This window comes from Arthrobacter sp. Leaf69, from assembly GCF_001422645.1.
GTDB lineage: Bacteria > Actinomycetota > Actinomycetes > Actinomycetales > Micrococcaceae > Arthrobacter.
In genome coordinates, this window is sequence record NZ_LMLR01000014.1 from 109,111 (window position 1) to 127,805 (window position 18,695).

Here is an 18,695-nt window from a genome sequence, read left to right on the forward strand (position 1 = left end):
AGCCGCTCACAGCATGATTTCTTCCTCCGGTGCCAGGTGCGCGGCGGGCGCCTGAGTGAAGGACATGGTGACGATGAAGTGGCCCTCGGAGAAGTTCTGCGCGATGATCGCCCCTGCCTCCCCGGCCAGCTTCACGCCGAATTGTAGTTCCAGGCGCTCGGCGCCGACTTCCTTGAGGACCTCCGCCGTCGCGTTGGCCGCCGGCCGGATGGCGGAGAGCGCATCTTCCAGCCGCCGCCCGGCGTCCGTAATTCCCTGCTCGTTCCGTGCGGGCCGCTCGACGCCGAAGCTGTTGTCCGCGACCTCCACCAGGACGGTCCCGGATCCCACTTCGTATCGCACTATCTCGGTCATTGCTTCCTCCGTCTCGCCGTTGGGCCCGTCACGGACGGCCCGCCGCCAACGCCCCGTCGAGCCATTGGCGCAGGGCCGCGGCGGGAGGTGCGCCCGCCTGGCGGGCAACTACTTTGCCGTCCCTGATCAGCAGGATGGTCGGGATCGCCTGGATGCCGAAGCGCTGCGAGAGCGCCGGTGACGTGTCGACGTCGACCTTGACGAGTTTGACCTGGCCGGCACGCTCCTGGGCCAGCTTGTCCAGCACCGGGCTGACCATGCGGCAGGGACCGCACCAGGCAGCCCAGAAGTCGATCAGCGCCGGCGTCGAGGACTGCTCGGCGATAACGGCGAAGTCGGCATCGCCGGCCGCGACGATCCAGGGCAGGTCCTTGCGGCAGTTGCCGCAGCGCGGGTGACCGGGAGCCGACGCCGGGATCCGGTTGGTCTTCCCGCAGTGGGGGCACTTGGTCAAGCTGGAACCCACGGCCCGCCGCCTTTCGGTGTCCCCGCAGTCATGGTTCCATGGGACGCCCCGGCGCGGAAAGGGCATAGAGTCCAAAGACCCCGGGGCCGGCGCCGGCCGCCTCAGTACTCGATGCGGTCCGGGTTCTCGCGCCACGCCTGGAAAGGAACGTCCGACGCCGGGACGGCCGCCTGGCGGACCGGCATGAGTTCCGGCCGGGTTCCGTTGAAGTACTCATAGAACAGCGCGTCGTCGAACCCGGCGGCGGCCGCCGCGTGCCGGTCCGCGGCGAAGTAGACCAGGTCCACCCGGGCCCACAGGGCCGCGGCGAGACACAGCGGGCACGGTTCGCAACTTGCGTAGAGCACGGAACCGCTGAGATCGAAGTTGGCGGCGGCCGCCGAGGCCGTGCGGATGGCCACCACTTCGGCGTGGGCGGTGGGATCGTTGTCCCGGGCCACCCGGTTGACGCCCGAATGGACCCGCCCGTCGGCCGTCACCACCAGCGCCCCGAACGGTCCGCCGCCGTCGGCCGCGCTCCCGGCGGCGAGCTGGATGGCCTGATCCAGGAATCGGTTGATGTCAGGGGCCGGGGGTGGAGTCACCATGGTCCGATCATAGCCACAACCACCGTCGGCCGCGGAGGATCCGTGTGTGCCGGAAAGTCATCGACTCTGCGGCTCCCGCGGCCTAATATCCGCTATAGGGGCCGCCTCGAATCATCCCGGCGGCCAATCCACCGGTCTCAATGGTCTCAGCGGTCTCAGTGGTCTGGATACGCCAACACTCGCCTCGGGAGAGCCAACCATGGGAATGAGATTGTCACTGCTAGCCACGGCCGCCACGGCGGCCGTGTTCCTCTCGACCGGGGCACCTGCCGGCGCCGCCCCGGACAATGCCACCGGCATATCCTCTGGCGGGACCACCGGAGCGAAGGCTCCGGTGCAGCTCACCGACAAGCTGGTGGGCCCGCTGCATGTCACTGCCGGCCGCCACGGCTCCGTGACGGTGAGCGAGTCCTTCGGCGGCCGGCTGACCCGGGTCGACTCGAAGGGCACCCGACACGTCCTCTACGAAACTCCTGACTGGAGTGTTGCGGGTAATGCCCACCAGGATGGCGAGACGTATGTCCTGGAGAGCAAGGGCGCCGGCCCCAACCCTGCAGCGCTGGCCGGTCACGTCCGCATCATCGACGAAGACGGGAAGCAGCGGACTCTTGGCGATTTCGCCACGCTGGAAACGGAAGAGAACGCCGACGGCGAAACCCGGTACGGCTACCGCGACCTGCCGGATGGCTGCGCGGCGAAACTGCCTCCCACGATGCCCGAAACCTACGAGGGAGAAGTAGATTCGCACCCGTACGGCATCGCGCTCACCGACGAGACCATCTACGTGGCTGATGCCGGGGCGAACAGCGTGGTCTCCGTTGACACCAGCAGCGGAACGACCGAGACCGTCGCGGTGCTGCCGCCGCGGCCGTATGAGATCACCAAGGACGTCGCGGCAGCCAATGGCCTGCCGGACTGCGTGGTGGGATCAACATACGACTTCGAAGCCGTCCCGACGGATGTCGCCGTGGGGCGTGACGGCTGGCTGTACGTGACCTCGCTCCCGGGCGGCCCGGAAGACCCGAAGCTCGGCGCCCGTGGGGCGATCTTCAAGGTGGACCCGGACGGCCACGACGTGGAGCTGGTGGCGGATGACATACTGACGCCTACCGGACTGGCCCTGGCCGACAACGGCGACATGTACGTTGCCTCGCTCTTCGGCGACGGCGTCCTCAAGATTGATCCGGACTCAGGCGAACAGACCGTGGTGCTGGCCGCCGTCTTCACAGCCGACGTCGATCTCCGCGGGGACACCCTGTATGCCACGGTCAACGCGCTGCCCGGCCCCAATGGGCCGCCCGACGGCAGGGTCGTGTACCTGGAGCTCGACGACGACTGATCGGACAGAACTGTCCCCCACCGAGAACCCGACAAAAATGGCCGGTCCCCCTGCGGGGGCCGGCCATTTCGGTACAGAAACTCAGTTGTTCAGTGACTGTGTTGTTGCTGGGCTACTTGTTGCTGTCCTCGTCGACGTCGTCTTCGTCGATGAGGTCCAGGTCCTCTTCGTCGAAATCGTCCTCGTCGAGCTCCACGTCCTGCGGAGTATCGCTCTTGTAGGGGTCGGCGTCGCCGGCGTGCTTTGCGCTGGCAGCGAGTGCGGCCACCTCTGCGTCGCGCTTCTTCGCGGCCCGGAGCAGTTCCTCCAGGTTCGAGGCATTGACCGGGATCTGGTCCGCCACGAACTCGAGGGTGGGGGTCAGCCGGACGGTGATGTTCCGGCCGACTTCCTGACGCAGCACGCCCTTGGCTTTCTCAAGCCCCTTGGCGGCCTCGGCCTGGACCAACTGGTCGCCGAACACCGTGTAGTAGACGGTGGCGTGCTGAAGATCGTTTGTCACCCGCGCATCGGTAACAGTGACGCCCTCAAGCCGAGGATCCTTGACCCTCCGGCCCAGCGCCTCAGCAACAACAACCTTAATCCGCTGCGCCAACTTGGCAGCCCGTGCGGGATCAGCCATTTCCACTCCTAAAAAATTTGGATGTACGACGGCGCCGGGGCAACTGGCGTACACCTGCTGGGTTTTCATGCCACGCGCCTAAGGCGAGTCTACGACGGACGCCCGTTGGATTCTTCCGGCGGCTCTTTGAAGCCGTGGAGGGGGCCCGGGAGTGGCATCGGGCCTGCCGGAGCTGGGCGGCCGACGTCGTCAGACGCCGGCCGCCCAGCGTAGGGGCGGGGCCCCCTCTACGGCGGAAAAGTGGGGGCCGCCGGACGAATCCAACGGCCCCGCACCTGAACTGCTAAACCAACTTAGACGCGCGGCTTTTCGCGCATCTCGAAGGTCTCGATGATGTCACCTTCGGTGATGTCGTTGAACGAACCAAGCCCGATACCACACTCGAAGTCCGTGCGGACCTCAGTGGCGTCGTCCTTGAAGCGCTTGAGCGTCTCAACGGTGAGGTTGTCACCGATGATCTTGCCGTCGCGGCTGATGCGGGCCTTGGCGTTGCGTCGGATAACACCCGAGCGCACGATCGAGCCTGCAATGTTGCCGAACTTGGAGGAACGGAACACTTCGCGGACCTCGGCGGTGCCAAGCTGGTGCTCTTCGTACTCCGGCTTGAGCATGCCCTTGAGGGCCGCCTCAATGTCATCGATTGCTGCGTAGATGACGGAGTAGAAGCGCATGTCCACGCCTTCGCGGTCTGCCAGTTCGGCAACACGCTCAGCGGGCTTGACGTTGAAGCCGATGATGACGGCGCTGTCGACCGTCGCCAGGTTGACGTCGTTCTGCGTGATCGCACCGACACCGCGGTGGATAACGCGGAGCTGGACACCCTCGCCGACGTCGATCTTGAGCAGCGCGTCTTCGAGGGCTTCCACGGCACCGGACACGTCACCCTTAAGGATGAGGTTGAGGGTGTCGATCTTGCCATCGGCGACGGCCTGGTCGAAGTCTTCCAGGCTGATGCGCTTGCGGCGCTTGGCCAGGGCGGCGTTGCGGTCCGCAGCTTCACGCTTCTCGGCGATCTGGCGGGCGGTGCGCTCGTCAGCGGTCACGAAGAAGGTGTCGCCGGCGCGCGGGACGTTGGACAGACCCAGTACCTGAACGGGGCGGGACGGACCCGCCTGGGTGAGGGCGCTGCCGTCGTCGTCGAACATCGCACGGACGCGGCCGTGGGCCGTGCCTGCCACGATGGTGTCGCCGACGTTCAGGGTGCCGGACTGCACCAGGACGGTAGCAACCGCACCGCGGCCCTTGTCCAGGTTGGCTTCAATCGCGATACCGCGGGCGTCCTTGTTCGGGTTGGCGCGCATGTCCAGGGCTGCGTCTGCGGTGAGCAGAACGGCCTCGAGCAGCTCGTCGATGTGCAGGTTCTGGCGGGCAGAGACCTCCACGAACATGGTGTCGCCACCGTATTCTTCCGGGACCAGTCCGTACTCGGTCAGCTGGCCGCGGACCTTCTCCGGGTTGGCGCCTTCCTTGTCGATCTTGTTCACGGCCACGACGATCGGCACGTTGGCCGCCTGGGCGTGGTTAAGGGCTTCAATGGTCTGCGGCATTACGCCGTCGTCCGCTGCAACCACCAGGATGGCGATGTCGGTGACCTTCGCACCACGGGCACGCATGGCGGTGAACGCCTCGTGGCCCGGAGTATCGATGAAGGTGATCTTGCGATCGGTACCCTCGTGAGCGTGAGTGACCTGGTATGCACCGATGTGCTGCGTGATACCGCCGTGCTCGCCCGCCATAACGTCGGACTTGCGGATGGCATCGAGCAGACGGGTCTTACCGTGGTCGACGTGGCCCATGACGGTGACAACCGGAGGACGTGCCTCAAGTTCCTCGTCGCCTTCGGCTTCGAGTTCGGCTTCGAAGTCGATGTCGAAGCCGGACAGGAGCTCGCGCTCCTCATCCTCCGGGGACACGACCTGGAGCTTGTAGCCAAGCTCCTCGCCGAGCAGGGCGAAGGTCTCTTCATCCAGCGACTGCGTGGCCGTGGCCATTTCGCCGAGGTGGAAGAGCACGGTCACCAGCGCGGCGGGGTTCGCCTCGATCTTGTCGGCAAAGTCCGTGATGGACGAGCCACGGCGAAGCCGGACTACGGTGTTGCCGTCGCCGCGGGGTACGCTCACGCCACCCAGCGACGGAGCACTCATCTGCTCGAGTTCCTGACGCTTGGCACGCTTCGACTTGCGCTGCTTGCCACGGCCTGCGCCGCCCTTACCGAAAGCACCCTGGGTGCCACCGCGACCGCGGCCACCCTTGCCGAAGCCGCCGCCGGCCGGAGCGCCGCCACCGGCACCGGGAGCACCGGTACCTGGAGCGCCACCCGGACGTCCCGGACCACGTGCGCCGCCGCCGGGACGACCTGCACCAGCCGGTGCGGGACGTTCGGTGCGGTTAGGCATCATGCCGGGAGTCGGACGGTTTCCGCCAGCGCCTGCCGGACGGCCTGCGCCGGGGGCGCCTGCCGGACGGGGAGCACCCGGGCGTGCACCCGGAGCGCCGCCGGTGCGGGGAGCACCCGGACGGGGACCGCCAGCGCCTGCTGCGGGACGCGGGCCGCCGGGGCGTTCGCCCTCGGTGCGGCTTCCGCCCGGACGCGGCATGCCCTGGGAAGGAGCGAACGGGTTGTTGCCCGGACGTGAGGGACGATCGTTGTCGCCGCCGCGGCCGCGGGGCATGCCCTGGGACGTGGCGAACGGGTTGTTGCCGGGACGGGGACCGCCCGGGCGGGGAGCCGAGCCCTGGCGTGCCGGAGCAGCCGGGGTTTCAGCCTTGGGAGCCGGACGTGCGCCGGGCTTGATGCCCGTCGACGGCGCGGCCGGAGCCTGCGCAGCCGGAGTTTGGGCAGCGGGAGCCTGGGCGGCGGGGGCTGCCGGTGCGGCAGGGGCTGCCGGGGCGGCGCTGGGTGCCGGAGCAGCTGCTGCCGGAGCCGGAGCTTCAGTCTTGGTCACTGCACCTGCCGGCGCTGCCGGGGCCGGCGCGGGCGCCAGACGGGTTGCCGAGGGGCTGGCGGGTGCCTTGGGGGCGGACGCGGGTGCTTCGGACTTCGAAGCCGCGGCTGCGTCGGGGTAAGCGTTGCGGAGTTTCCTCACAACGGGGGCCTCAATGGTGGAAGAGGCGGAGCGAACGAATTCGCCCAGTTCCTGCAGTTTGGTTACTGCATCTTTGGAAGTAATACCGAGCTCTTTAGCAAGCTCATGTACGCGGACCTTGGCCACATTTCTCCTGTCTCGGTCCGCACCGAGCCAGGCACGAACCGTCTACTTCTTACTGCGGACCTCCGCCGCGAGTGCAGCTGAAAGGCCCATTGCAGAGCGCAACAAAGTTGTCATCGTTGCGCACTCATCGCTGGGAACTCATCGGGTTTCCATCAGTTTTCTGACCCGCTTTCAGGTTGGACGGTTGTTGCTGCGGCCACCGGGGTGTCCACGGCTTGCGTGCCTGCCAGGATCCGGCGTTCGACGTCGGCTGTTCCGGCAGCGCCGTTGAGGGCGCGACCGAACGCTCGACGTTTGACCGCCAGTGCCAGGCACTTTTCGCTGAGGTGCAACCATGCACCCCGGCCAGCCATCCGGCGTCGTTCATCCACCACGACGGCGGGTGAACCGCTGCCGTCGGCGACGAGCCGGAGTAGCTCCGACCGCGGACCTTTTTTCCGGCATCCGATGCAGGTACGCTGCGGCTGATTCTCGAGGTGTTGCACATGTGCCACTTACGAGTATCTTCCTGCCAGTACATATCTGCCGGCCCCGGGCTCCCGGAGCTTGCCTGGCCAAGGATTGCGAACAACACCTTCGCCGGACTGAAACCCGGACGCATCGAGGACACGCGGATACCGGCCGTTAGGCGCGGTCATGTCTATTCTAGCCCCTCAAGCGCCCGGCCCCCGAACTTGCGGGGACGCGGACGCTGACGGGCGGGCCTGATTTGCGGGCCTGGTGCCGGTTCCCGCATGCGGGGACCGAATTCTCTGGAGCTATTTGTCGCGGCCGGCTGCGGCGTCGGACACGATGTCGATCCGCCAGCCGGTGAGCTTGGCGGCGAGACGGGCGTTCTGGCCTTCCTTGCCGATCGCGAGCGAGAGCTGGTAGTCCGGGACCACCACGCGCGCGGAACGGGTTGCCTCGTCCGTGATGGTGACCGAATTCACCCGCGACGGGGACAACGCGCTGGCGATGAACGTCGCCGGATCGTCGCTGTAGTCGACAATGTCGATTTTCTCGTCGTTGAGTTCATTCATGACCGCGCGGACACGGGAGCCCATTTCGCCGATGCAGGCGCCCTTGGCGTTGATGCCGGGGTTGTTGGCCTTGACGGCCATCTTGGTGCGGTGTCCGGCCTCACGGGCCAAGGCGACGATCTCCACGGAACGGTCCGCGATTTCCGGAACTTCCATTTCGAAGAGCTTCCGCACAAGACCCGGGTGGGACCGGGACAGTGTGATGGACGGGCCCTTGGTGCCGCGGTGTACATCGATGACGAAGGCACGGAGCCGGTTTCCGTGGGTGTACTTCTCCCCCGGGACCTGCTCGGGCGGCGGCAGCAGTGCCTCCACCGTGCCCAGGTTGACCTGGATCATGTGTGGGTTGTTGCCCTGCTGGATGGTGCCGGCCACCAGCTCGCCCTCGCGGCCCTTGAACTGGCCCAGCACGTTGTCGTCCTCGGCGTCGCGCAGGCGCTGCAGGATGATCTGCCGCGCGGTGCTGGCGGCGATGCGGCCGAAGCCGGCGGGGGTGTCTTCGAATTCGCCGACCGGGGCGCCGTCGTCGTCGATCTCGGTGGCCCAGATGGTCACGTGCCCGCTCTTGCGGTCCAGCTCGGCCCGGGCCTTCTCGAAGGCTCCCGGCGTCTTGTGGTAGGCCACCAGCAGGGCCTGCTCGATGGTTGGAATCAGGAGATCCAGCGGGATTTCACGCTCACGCTCCAGGAGTCTCAGTGCGCTCATGTCAATATCCATTAGGCCTCCTCAGAAGGTCCGTTGTCTGCGTTCTTCAGGCCGGCCTCGTCGAGGTGGCTGAACTCTATTTCGACTTTTCCACTGCGGATTTTGTCGAAAGGAAGCTTGATGGGCTCGCCCTGCTTGGCTTTCATGCCCTTCTTCACGGTGATCTCAGGGACCAGCGTGACGCCGTCGTCGTCGACGGTCTGGACCCGGCCGGTGACGTTCTCGCCCTGCAGGACGTTGACCTTGACCATCCGGCCGCGGGCGCGGTGCCAGTGCCGTTCTTCGGTCAGGGGCCGGCCAACGCCGGGCGAAGAGACTTCAAGCTCGTAAGGGCGTGAGTCGGTGCTGGGATCGTTGTCCAGGGTGTCGGAGAGGGTCTTGGAGATCTCCGCGATGACGTCGAGACCGACGCCGCCGGTCTCCTCCTGGGGCAGGTCCACCACTACGTGGACTACGCGGTTGGCACCGGCGACATGAATGGAAACGTCCTCCAGATACAGCCGGTTTGCGAGAACTTCGGGCTCCAGGAGGGCATGCAACCGCTCGGCCTCGAAGTTGTGGGCGGGTGCGGCTTCAGCCTTACCCGTTCCGGTCCGGTCTGTTGAAGTCGTGGCTTCTGCGTTGGTCATGATGCCGGCCGCCTCCCGTTAGATGATGTTGTGTGTACTAGCCTAGCCATTTTCCGGGCGCCGTGGTGCACTTCAGTTCCCGGCCGGCATGCCAACCATGACAAAATGGTCTGTTGTGAATGACGACACCAGGGAAAAGCGGCGGCGGGAGCTCATTCCCCGCGTCGCACTTCTGGCCTGCCTTGCCCTGGTGGTGGTCAGCCTGGGTATGGCACTGCGTCCGGTGAGCCCTCCAGCGCCTGCCGAACCGCCGTTTTCCGAACAGGCGAGGTCCGCTGCGCTCACTGACACCTTGCGGTTGCGGGCTGCCGGCGAGCAACTTGGCCGCTCCACCGCGGGCGACGAAAAAGCCGCCGTGGCGGGGACTGTGAGTTTGCTGACAAGCCAGGCCCGGGCCCTCCTGGTGCCGGGCCAAAGCGTCCCGGCTTCCCTTCCGGCGCCGGCCCGCTCCTCTTCCGCTGCTGCGTCTGCTTCCCCGTCCGATTCCCCCACCGCTTCCGCGTCTGTTTCCCCTGCCGCTTCCCCTCCGCCTGCTACGGCCGCCGCGCTGGCGACGGAACTGGCGGCCAGCGCCTCGCAACGGTTCGCCGACGCTGCCGAGTCCGACGGCGGCATGGCCAGGCTGCTGGCCGCCGTCGGAACCGCCCAGCTGCTCCAGGCGTCGTCCCTGGCCGCGGCCGCAGGGGCCCCGGCCCCCGCCGGGCCCGATCCCGCTGTCGGGGTCCCGGAAATCGACGATCTGTCCGGCAATTGCCCGGGCGCCACGGGGTCGCCGTCGTCCTCCCCGGCGGGTGCTTCGGCTGACCAGGACTCCCCCGCCGCTACGCTGCATGGAGCGCTGGCGGCCATCGTGCGGACCGAGCTGGAATCCGTATACGGCTATCAGGTGGCCTTGACCCGGATGGACGGCGACGCCGCCGTCCCGGCGTCGCGGCAGCTCACCAGGCACGAGTCCCTCGCCACGGACGCTGAAGGCCTGAGCAGGGTGCATTGCGCCCCGGTGCCGCCCCGGGAGGCCGGCTACACCCTGGCGCCGGACTTCCTCGCCTCCCCCGCCGCCGGTCTCGGCGCTCTGGAGGCCTCGGCGCTAACCGCCTACGGCGACCTCGTGGGCCTGAGCGATGGCCAGACCCGTCAGTGGGCGATCTCCGGCCTGGTGGGTGCAGCCCGCCGCTCAGCTCTCTGGGGAGCGGAGACCGGCGCCCTGCCCGGCTTGGCGGCCGACCCGCAAGAGTTCCCGGAACTGCCCGAGCCGTCGCCCACTCCCAGCCACTAGCCTGCTGGTTTTCCCCTCACCGGGGAAGCCGGGGCTTACTTTGCTTAGCCTCCTCATGCTGGCCAACCGTGGGCTCCGGTGCTTTGCTGTAGTCATGGACAGCCAAGCCGCCCCCACCCAGCATGAGAACGAACCCCACCACAACGACATCGCGCACCGGCTCAACTGGCTGCGGGCGGGCGTGCTGGGCGCCAATGACGGCATCGTCTCCGTCGCCGCCATCGTGGTGGGCGTCGCCGGCGTGACCACTGATTCCGGGCCGATCCTCGTCGCCGGTGCGGCCGGCGTCGTGGGCGGTTCAATCTCGATGGCCCTGGGCGAGTACGTCTCCGTGAGCAGCCAGAAGGACAGTCAGAAGGCCCTGATCGAAAAGGAACGCCGGGAACTGGCCGAACAGCCCGAGGAGGAGCTCGAGGAACTCGCCGCGATCTACCAGGGTAAGGGCCTCAGCGCCGACACGGCCCGCACGGTGGCGAAGGAACTCACTGCCCACGATGCCCTCGGTGCCCACCTTTCCGCGGAACTCCACATCGACGAAACGGACATTGTCAGCCCGTGGCACGCCGCGTTCGCCTCCGCCGCGGCGTTCCTCATCGGCGCGATCCTGCCCATGCTGGCCATCCTGCTGCCGCCGGAGGACATCCGCGTGCCGCTGACGTTCGTGGCTGTGCTGGTCGCCCTGGCCCTGACCGGAGCCATCGGCGCCTGGATCGGCGGCGGCTCCAAGACGAAGGCGGCCGTCCGCGTGGTGATCGGCGGGGCCGCGGCGCTCATCGCGACCTTCCTCATCGGCAGCTGGCTCGGCGCCAGCGGCATCACCGTCTGACGCACGCCAGCTACTACGCTGGATCCGATGAGCCAGCCTGCAGACATCCCCATTCCGCCCGATCTCGGCCGCCGCTACGGCGGCAGCTCCCCCGGCCGCGACTGGCTTTCCTCGCTGCCCCGGCTGGTCAGGCACTGCCTGGAGCAGTGGCAGCTTGAGCTGGACCTCGCGCCCGGCGCACTGCCGTGGAACGGCCACGGGGCCATCGTGGTCCCGGTGCGGCGCCGCACCGACGCAGTCAGTAAAGTCACAGTTGGTGGCGCCGCCGGCGGTATAGCCGCCGTGCTGAAAGTCGCCTATCCGCACGACGAAGCCCTCGTGGAACCCCATGCCCTGGCCCTCTGGAACGGGCACGGGGCGGTGCGGCTCCTTGCCCACGACGCCGATGCGGGTGCACTGCTTCTGGAACGCCTGGCCGCTGACCGTTCCCTCCAGGACGTGCCCATGGACGAGGCCGTTCCGGTCTGGGGCGCGCTGGTCCGCCAGCTGAGCCTTGCCCCGGACGGGCGGCCTGAATGGCGGGAGTTCAACCACGTCGCGGCCCGGGCCGAGCAGTGGAGTGATGAGCTGCCGGAGAGCTGGGACCGGCTGGGCCGGCCCTTCCCACGCTGGCTGCTGGAAGCGGCGCTGGAGGTCTGCCAGACCCGCGGGGCCGTCGGCCGCCGCTCGGGAAAGGACGTGCTGGTGCATACCGATCTGCACTACCTCAATATCTTGGCTCGGCCCGGCCGCGACGAACGGCAGGGCGACGGAGGTGAACCGGGCGATGGCTGGGCCGCGATCGATCCGCAGCCCATGATCGGCGAGGCCGAATTCGCGGTGGCACCGCTGCTGTGGAACCGGATCCGGGAGCTGCCGCGGGCCGATCCCCAACGGGGCCTGCTGGAGCGCTGCAAGGACTTCAGCATGGCCGCAGGGCTCGACGCCGACGTGGCCTTGCAATGGAGCCTGGCCCGCGAGGTGGAAAACGCCCTCTGGTACGCCGCGAAGCCACGCCACGAGGGCGACCTTGCCCGGTCGCTCTGGGTGGCCAGCACGCTGGCCGGCCGGACCCTCCCCGGGCTTCCCGCGCCGCACGAACTGCCGGCGCCCGGGGAAGCCGGCGGCTAGCCGCCGGACCCGCGGACCGCCGCCAGGGCGTCCCGGACGGCGTCGACGGCGACTGCCACATCGGCGTCGTCCGTGCTCCAGTTGCTGACCGAGATCCGCAGGATGTCGCGGTCCTGCCAGCGCGATCCGGACATCCAGACCCTGCCGTCGGCGATGATCCGGGCGGTTACCGCGCGGGTCGTCGCGTCGTCGCCGAAGGCCAGCGAGACCTGGGTGTAGTCGACGTCGTTGAGCACCTCGACGCCGTCCAGCGCCGACAGCCGCTCCGCCAGTTGCCGGGCGTGCAGCACCAGCCCGCGGACCTGGGCGACGACGCCGTCCCGGCCCAGTGACTTCAGCGCGGCCCAGACCGGCACCCCGCGGGCGCGGCGGGACAATTCCGGTACGGACTCGAAGGGGTCCGCCGCGCCGTCCGCATCCTGGATCAGGTAGCTGGTGCGCAGGCCCATGGCCGCGCGCAGGGCCCGGGCATCCCGCACCACCGCGATCCCGCAGTCATAGGGCACGTTGAGGGTCTTGTGCGCGTCGGTGCCCCACGAGTCGGCGCCCTGCATCCCCGCGGTCAGGGCGGCGAGCTCCGGGACGGCCGCGGCCCAGAGCCCGAACGCGCCGTCCACGTGAACCCAGGCGCCGCGTGCCTTTGCGACGGCGATTGCCTCCAGGAACGGATCAAAGGCCCCGGAGTGCAGGTTGCCGGCCTGCAGGCAGACCAACAGCGGGGCCGGGCCGGATCCGGTGGCTGACGCCTGCTCGACGGCGCTGCCCAGGGCCCGGTCCAGCTCCCACGGGTCGATGCGGCCCTGCCGGTCCGCCGGGACCACCGTGGGCCGGCCCAGCCCCAAATACCGCAGGCCGAGGTCGATCGAGTCGTGTCGTTCCTGGCCCACGAAGCAGCGGATCCGCGGGCCGCCGGCGAGGCCGTCGCCGTCGAGGTCCCAGCCGGCGTCGGCCATCAGGCGCCACCGCGCGGCGGCGAGACCGGCGAAGTTCGCCATCGTGGCGCCGGTGGCAAAACCAACGTCGGATTCTTCGGGGAGACCCAGCAGCTCAAGCAGCCAGGCGCCGGCGGCCTCTTCGATGGCCGCCGTCGCTGGGGTGGCCAAGCGGAGCACGGCGTTCTGGTCCCACGCGCTAACCAGCCAGTCCGCGGCCAGCGCGGCCGGCAGGGTGCCGCCGATGACCCAGCCGAAGAACCGTCCGGAGGGCATGGCCATAAGCCCCGGTTCGGCCTTCGCGGCCAGGTAGTCCACCACCTCCGCCGCCGGCATTCCGCCGCGGGGCAGCGGACCTCCGAAGGCGGACGCGAGGTCCGCCGCGGTCACCCGCGGGCCCACGTGCCGTGTCTCCTGGCTCTCCAGCCACCGGCGCGCGTGCCGGGCAGCGGACTCCAGGGCGTCGCTGTAGCGTTCTTCAGGAGCTGACATAGCTGCATGCTACGCCCGCGGCCACGGGGACGGGGAGGGGTGTCAGGCGAAATTGTCCTGCCAGATGTCGGAGCCGAGCTTGACGATCAGCGCCGCCACCACGGCCAGGAACACGATGCGGATGAACTTGTTTCCCTGCGTCACGGCCGTCCGGGCGCCGAGGTAACCGCCGGCCATGTTCGCAACGCCAAGGACCAGCCCAAGACCCCACAGCACGGCACCGTGCGGCACGAAGAACAGCAGGGCCCCGGCGTTCGTGGCCATGTTCACGATCTTCGCCTTGGCACTGGCCTCGAGGAAGGCATAGCCCATGGCCGAGACCAGCGCGATGACCAGGAAGGACCCGGTGCCGGGGCCGATCAGCCCGTCGTAGAAGCCGATCACACCGCCGATCAGGCACGCGAGCACATAGTGCCGGTGGCCGTTGTGCCGCAGCTTGGTCAGCTCCCCCACGTTGGGCCGGAACGCGGTGAACAGCGCGACGGCGACCAGCGCCACCAGGATGATGGGTTTGAACACGCTGGCCGGGAGGTTGGCCGCGAGCACGGCCCCGCCGAAGCTCCCGGCCATGGCAATGACGGCCATGGGCAGCGCTGTGCGCAGATCCGGCCGCACCCGGCCGTAGTACGTGACGGCGCTGGTAGTGGTGCCGAAAATCGACCCCATCTTGTTCGTCGCCAGCGCCTGGACCGGGCTGATGCCCGGCACCAGCAGCATCGCCGGGAGCTGGATCAGTCCCCCGCCGCCCACGACGGCATCGACCCAGCCCGCGGCAAAGCCGGCGACCACGATCAGGATGAGGGTGCTGAGCTCGATTGATTCGAGTCCGGAAACCACGCCTGGAAGTGCGGGCTAGTGGTTGCGGACGGCGTCGACCACGTAGTCGACAGCCTTCTCAACGGCGATGTTTTCGGCGTTGCCGCTGCGGCGGTCCTTGATCTCGACCACGCCGTCCACCAGCCCGCGCCCGACGGCGAGGATGGTCGGCACGCCGACCAGCTCCGCGTCGCCGAACTTCACACCCGGGGACACCTTGGGACGGTCGTCGTAGATCACGTCGAGGCCGGCGGCTTCAAGCTCGAGCGCCAGCTTCTCGGCTGCAGCGAAGATTTCCTCGCCGCGGCCCACGGCCACAACGTGGACATCGGCCGGCGCGACGGCGCGGGGCCAGACGAGGCCCTTGTCGTCATGGTTGGATTCGGCCAGGGCCGCGACGGCCCGAGTGACGCCGACGCCGTAGGACCCCATAGTCACCACAACCTGCTTGCCGTTCTGGTCCAGGACTTTCAGTTCCAGGGCTTCGGCGTACTTGCGGCCGAGCTGGAAGATGTGGCCCATTTCGATGCCGCGGGCGGTTTCCAGCGGGCCGGAGCCGTCCGGGGCTTCGTCGCCGGCGCGCACCTCGGTGCACTCGATGACGCCGTCCCAGCCGAAGTCGCGTCCTGCGACCAGGCCGAAGACGTGCTTGCCGGCCTCGTTGGCGCCGGTGACCCACGCGGTGCCGCTGACCACCCGGGGATCCACCAGGTACAGCAGCTTGGCGGCCCCTTCGGTGCCGAGCAGCGGAGCGTCGAGGGACAGGCCCGGTCCGAGGTAGCCCTTGACGATGAGGGGCTGCTTCTTGAGGTCCTCCTCGCCGGCGGCTTCGAGGGTGATCTCACCGGCGATCGGCAGGAAGGATCCGATGTTCGCTTCCACGCGCTTGAGGTCCACGCCGCGGTCGCCCGGAACGCCGATGACGACGATCTGGCGTTCGCCGGTGGGCAGGGTGACGGCGAGGACGACGTTCTTGAGCGTGTCAGCGGCAGTCCAGGCGCCGCCGTCGGCCTCTGCCCGGGGCACCAGGACGTTGGCGGCATCCACGAGCGTCTCGATGGTGGGGGTATCCGGGGTGTCGCGGACTTCGGCAGCCGGCGCGTTGCTAAAGTCGATGTCCGCGGGGACAACGGTTGTCACGGCCTCCACGTTGGCTGCGTACCCGCCGGCGGAGCGCACGAAGGTGTCCTCGCCGATCTCGGTGGGGTGCAGGAATTCCTCGCTCTTGGACCCGCCCATGGCTCCGGCGGTGGCGGATACCGGAACGACCTCGAGGCCCAGGCGCTCGAAGATCTTCAGGTAGGCGCCGCGGTGCGCCTCGTAGCTGGCGTCCAGGCCGGCGTCGTCGACGTCGAAGGAGTAGGAGTCCTTCATGATGAATTCGCGGCCGCGCAGCAGACCCGCCCGGGGACGTGCCTCGTCGCGGTACTTGTTCTGGATCTGGTAGATGCTCAGCGGCAGGTCCTTGTACGAGGAGTACAGGTCCTTGACCAGCAGGGTGAACATTTCCTCGTGCGTGGGCGCCAGCAGGTAGTCGTTGCCTTTGCGGTCCTTGAGCCGGAAGATGCCCTCGCCGTACTCGGTCCAGCGGTTGGTGGCCTCGTAGGGTTCCTTGGGCAGCAGGGCCGGGAAGTGGACTTCCTGCGCGCCGATGGCGGACATTTCCTCGCGGATGATCGTCTCCACCTTGCGCAGCACGCTCAGGCCCAGCGGAAGCCAGGTGTAGATGCCCGGGGCGGCGCGGCGGATGTACCCAGCACGGACCAGGAGCCGGTGGCTGGCCACTTCGGCGTCGGCGGGATCTTCACGCAGGGTGCGCAGGAACAGCTTGGAGAGTCGAAGGACCACTGGGTATCTATCCGTTTCTGGGAAGGTGCGGGGCAACAGTAAGACCGGGCAACCGGGCAAGAGTCTAGGTACTAATCTACCGCCAGCCCGGACGCGGAAGAGCCACGCCATAACTGACGGAAGCCCCTGGCCGTTTCCGGCTGGTCATCCTGTCATGGCGTGGCTCCGCGGCCCCAGCACCGCCAAAGTCTTGGCTGTGAGTTCCGTTGTGTTGCCCTCCAGGGCGTCTGCACCCCCGGCTATTGCCCCCGGGGAAACACGTGCCCAAGCGACACGGCTAGCTCGAACCTATGTGACGCAGGGCACGAAAACAAGAGTCCGCATCCAGATATTTTTCCGTGTGGCCAGTGTTACCACCGGGATAGAAGTGCACTGAAGTTAATTCCGTGCTGGTCAGGAAAGATTTGAGGTCAGAAAAGTACGGGGTCAGAAACGTCCGACGTCAGAAGAGTACGGTGGCGAACGTGCCTACCTGGCGGAAGCCCACCCGGTCGTAGGTGGCCCTCGCACGAGTGTTGAAGCTGTTCACATAAAGGCTGGTCACCGGTGCCCGGCTTTGCGCCTGGACCACGACGGCGGCCATGTATCCGGCGCTGAGGCCCTGTCCGCGGAGGGCGGGGTTCATCCACACACCCTGGACCTGCGTCACCTCCGGGGTGACTGCTCCGAGTTCCGCTTTGAAGACCACCTCGCCGGCTGCGTCGAGGTGGACCAGCGAATGCCCCTCACGGATAAGGCCCTTCACCCGGCGGCTGTAGTACTCCCGGCCGCCCAGGTACGGGGAATAACCCACCTCCTCTTCGAACATCGCCGCGCACGCAGGCAGGATCTTGTCGAAGTCGGCCAGCTGGCCAAAGCCCAGCTGCGGATCCGGAGCCACGTCGGGCGGCCCGGTGATCGTCAGCAGCGGCTGGTCCTCGCGGATCTCATGGGCCGTCTGGCCGAACTGTTCCAGCCCCGCGTACAGGGCAAGCACCGAGTCGGCCGGGCCGAAGATGGAGGCGTACCGGCGGCCCGAGCGGTGCGCCGCCAGCGACACCGCGACGGCCAGCTCCGGGTCCAGCTGCACCGGCACCAGATTGGCACCGGCCCAGCAGGCTCCCAGGAGCGTGCCGCCGTCGAACACGCCAAGGATGCTGGCGCCGCCGGCGGTGGGAGCCGCCGAACCGGCTGTCTCCAGGTGGGACAGGATAAAGACATTGGCGACGGCGTCTTGCCGGGCCAGGTCCCGCAGCTGGGACGTGTCCGATCCCCCCAGGGTCCGGACGGCGACGCCGGTACCGGCGCCGTCCTTACGAGACGCTAACCACGGGGCTACCCTTGACAGCATCTTCGCCATCGGCCTCCCCCATCTCTTCGGCGATACGCATGGCCTCTTCGATCAGTGTCTCAACAATCTGGCTTTCGGGGACAGTCTTGATGACCTCGCCCTTCACAAAGATCTGGCCCTTGCCGTTGCCAGACGCGACGCCCAGATCTGCTTCGCGGGCTTCGCCGGGTCCGTTCACGACGCAGCCCATCACGGCAACCCGCAGCGGGATCTCCATGCCTTCCAGCCCGGCCGTCACCTGCTCGGCGAGCGTGTACACATCCACCTGGGCGCGGCCGCAGGACGGGCAGGAGACGATCTCGAGCTTGCGCGGGCGCAGGTTGAGCGACTGCAGGATCTGGTTGCCGACCTTGATTTCCTCCACCGGCGGCGCGGAAAGGGACACACGGATGGTGTCACCGATGCCGCGGGAGAGCAGCGCACCGAAGGCCGTGGCCGACTTGATGGTGCCCTGGAACGCGGGACCGGCCTCCGTGACGCCGAGGTGCAACGGCCAGTCGCCCTGTTCGGCGAGCATCTCGTATGCGGCAACCATAATGACCGGATCGTTGTGCTTGACCGAGATCTTGAAGTCGTTGAAGCCATGCTCTTCGAACAGCGAGGCTTCCCATACGGCGGATTCCACGAGGGCCTCCGGTGTGGCCTTGCCGTACTTCTTCAGGATGCCAGGCTCGAGGGATCCGGCGTTGATACCGATCCGGATCGAGGTGCCGTGATCCTTCGCAGCGCGCGCGATTTCCTTGACCTGGTCATCGAACTTGCGGATGTTGCCGGGGTTCACCCGGACCGCGGCACAGCCTGCCTCTATGGCGGCAAAGACGTACTTCGGCTGGAAGTGGATGTCCGCGATCACCGGGATCTGGGACTTCTTGGCGATGATCGGCAGCGCCTCGGCGTCGTCCGCGGACGGGCAGGCGACGCGCACAATGTCGCAGCCGGAGGCCGTAAGCTCGGCGATCTGCTGCAGAGTGGCGTTGATGTCCGTGGTGGGCGTGGTGGTCATCGACTGCACGCTGATGGGCGAATCGGAACCGACGCCCACCGAGCCCACCTTGATCTGGCGGGTTTTGCGGCGCGGCGCAAGGACGGGGGGCGGTGCTGCAGGCATTCCCAGGCTGACCGAGGTCAC

17 protein-coding genes are annotated in these 18,695 nt (G+C 67.8%); 4 read left to right on the forward strand and 13 right to left on the reverse strand.

Going from position 1 to position 18,695, the window contains the following annotated elements:
* Positions 1-6: 6 nt before the first annotated feature.
* The 3 genes from ASE96_RS15760 to ASE96_RS15770 all read right to left on the reverse strand — a co-directional run bounded on the left by ASE96_RS15760 (position 7) and on the right by ASE96_RS15770 (position 1,407).
* Positions 7-354, reverse strand: a complete 348-nt coding sequence (locus tag ASE96_RS15760) for a CU044_2847 family protein (RefSeq protein WP_056432504.1) — start codon at positions 352-354, stop codon at positions 7-9.
* Positions 355-382: 28 nt separating this feature from the next.
* Positions 383-820, reverse strand: coding sequence for a thioredoxin (gene trxA, locus ASE96_RS15765; RefSeq protein ID WP_056432507.1), 438 nt, complete (start codon positions 818-820; stop codon positions 383-385).
* 101 nt (positions 821-921) lie between these two features.
* The gene (locus ASE96_RS15770; protein WP_056432510.1) at positions 922-1,407 is read right to left on the reverse strand and encodes a nucleoside deaminase; all 486 of its coding nucleotides are present in this window, start codon (positions 1,405-1,407) and stop codon (positions 922-924) included.
* A gap of 205 nt (positions 1,408-1,612) precedes the next feature.
* Between ASE96_RS15770 and ASE96_RS15775 the strand changes: the two genes are divergently transcribed.
* Positions 1,613-2,746: a ScyD/ScyE family protein gene (locus ASE96_RS15775; protein ID WP_235500303.1), complete on the forward strand. Its 1,134-nt coding sequence runs from the start codon at positions 1,613-1,615 to the stop codon at positions 2,744-2,746.
* Between the two features lie 112 nt (positions 2,747-2,858).
* Here the strand turns inward: ASE96_RS15775 and rbfA are convergent, their stop codons facing one another.
* From rbfA to rimP, 5 genes are all read right to left on the reverse strand, one after another.
* On the reverse strand, positions 2,859-3,368 hold the full coding sequence (gene rbfA / locus ASE96_RS15780) for a 30S ribosome-binding factor RbfA (protein WP_056432514.1): 510 nt from the start codon (positions 3,366-3,368) through the stop codon (positions 2,859-2,861).
* Between the two features lie 293 nt (positions 3,369-3,661).
* On the reverse strand, positions 3,662-6,580 hold the full coding sequence (gene infB, locus ASE96_RS15785; protein ID WP_056432516.1) for a translation initiation factor IF-2: 2,919 nt from the start codon (positions 6,578-6,580) through the stop codon (positions 3,662-3,664).
* Positions 6,581-6,732: 152 nt separating this feature from the next.
* Positions 6,733-7,074 (reverse strand): YlxR family protein, encoded by a 342-nt coding sequence (locus tag ASE96_RS15790; RefSeq protein ID WP_056432519.1) that lies wholly within the window; start codon positions 7,072-7,074, stop codon positions 6,733-6,735.
* A gap of 264 nt (positions 7,075-7,338) precedes the next feature.
* Positions 7,339-8,319, reverse strand: a complete 981-nt coding sequence (gene nusA, locus ASE96_RS15795; RefSeq protein WP_056432523.1) for a transcription termination factor NusA — start codon at positions 8,317-8,319, stop codon at positions 7,339-7,341.
* Positions 8,319-8,936: a ribosome maturation factor RimP gene (gene rimP / locus ASE96_RS15800; protein ID WP_056432526.1), complete on the reverse strand. Its 618-nt coding sequence runs from the start codon at positions 8,934-8,936 to the stop codon at positions 8,319-8,321. The genes nusA and rimP overlap by 1 nt, the downstream gene beginning before the upstream one ends.
* 115 nt (positions 8,937-9,051) lie before the next feature.
* Between rimP and ASE96_RS15805 the strand changes: the two genes are divergently transcribed.
* From ASE96_RS15805 to ASE96_RS15815, 3 genes are all read left to right on the forward strand, one after another.
* Entirely contained in the window at positions 9,052-10,212 is a 1,161-nt protein-coding gene (locus tag ASE96_RS15805) for a ferritin-like domain-containing protein (RefSeq protein WP_082492800.1), read from the forward strand.
* A gap of 94 nt (positions 10,213-10,306) precedes the next feature.
* Positions 10,307-11,038 (forward strand): VIT1/CCC1 transporter family protein, encoded by a 732-nt coding sequence (locus ASE96_RS15810; protein ID WP_056432851.1) that lies wholly within the window; start codon positions 10,307-10,309, stop codon positions 11,036-11,038.
* A 27-nt stretch (positions 11,039-11,065) separates the two neighbouring features.
* Entirely contained in the window at positions 11,066-12,148 is a 1,083-nt protein-coding gene (locus tag ASE96_RS15815) for an aminoglycoside phosphotransferase family protein (protein WP_056432532.1), read from the forward strand.
* On the opposite strand, the gene ASE96_RS15820 is transcribed toward ASE96_RS15815, so the two are convergent.
* The 5 genes from ASE96_RS15820 to ispG all read right to left on the reverse strand — a co-directional run bounded on the left by ASE96_RS15820 (position 12,145) and on the right by ispG (position 18,695).
* Entirely contained in the window at positions 12,145-13,572 is a 1,428-nt protein-coding gene (locus ASE96_RS15820) for a pyridoxal phosphate-dependent decarboxylase family protein (RefSeq protein ID WP_056432535.1), read from the reverse strand. The two genes, ASE96_RS15815 and ASE96_RS15820, sit on opposite strands and share 4 nt — an antisense overlap.
* 42 nt (positions 13,573-13,614) lie before the next feature.
* Positions 13,615-14,409 carry a sulfite exporter TauE/SafE family protein gene (locus tag ASE96_RS15825; protein WP_056432537.1) on the reverse strand — a complete coding sequence of 265 codons (795 nt, stop codon included), beginning with the start codon at positions 14,407-14,409 and terminating at the stop codon, positions 13,615-13,617.
* A gap of 15 nt (positions 14,410-14,424) precedes the next feature.
* On the reverse strand, positions 14,425-16,236 hold the full coding sequence (locus ASE96_RS15830) for a proline--tRNA ligase (protein WP_056432540.1): 1,812 nt from the start codon (positions 16,234-16,236) through the stop codon (positions 14,425-14,427).
* Between the two features lie 442 nt (positions 16,237-16,678).
* Positions 16,679-17,566, reverse strand: coding sequence for a GNAT family N-acetyltransferase (locus tag ASE96_RS15835; protein ID WP_056432854.1), 888 nt, complete (start codon positions 17,564-17,566; stop codon positions 16,679-16,681).
* Positions 17,529-18,695 (reverse strand): flavodoxin-dependent (E)-4-hydroxy-3-methylbut-2-enyl-diphosphate synthase, encoded by a 1,167-nt coding sequence (ispG, locus tag ASE96_RS15840; protein ID WP_056432543.1) that lies wholly within the window; start codon positions 18,693-18,695, stop codon positions 17,529-17,531. Before ispG ends, ASE96_RS15835 begins: the two co-directional genes overlap by 38 nt.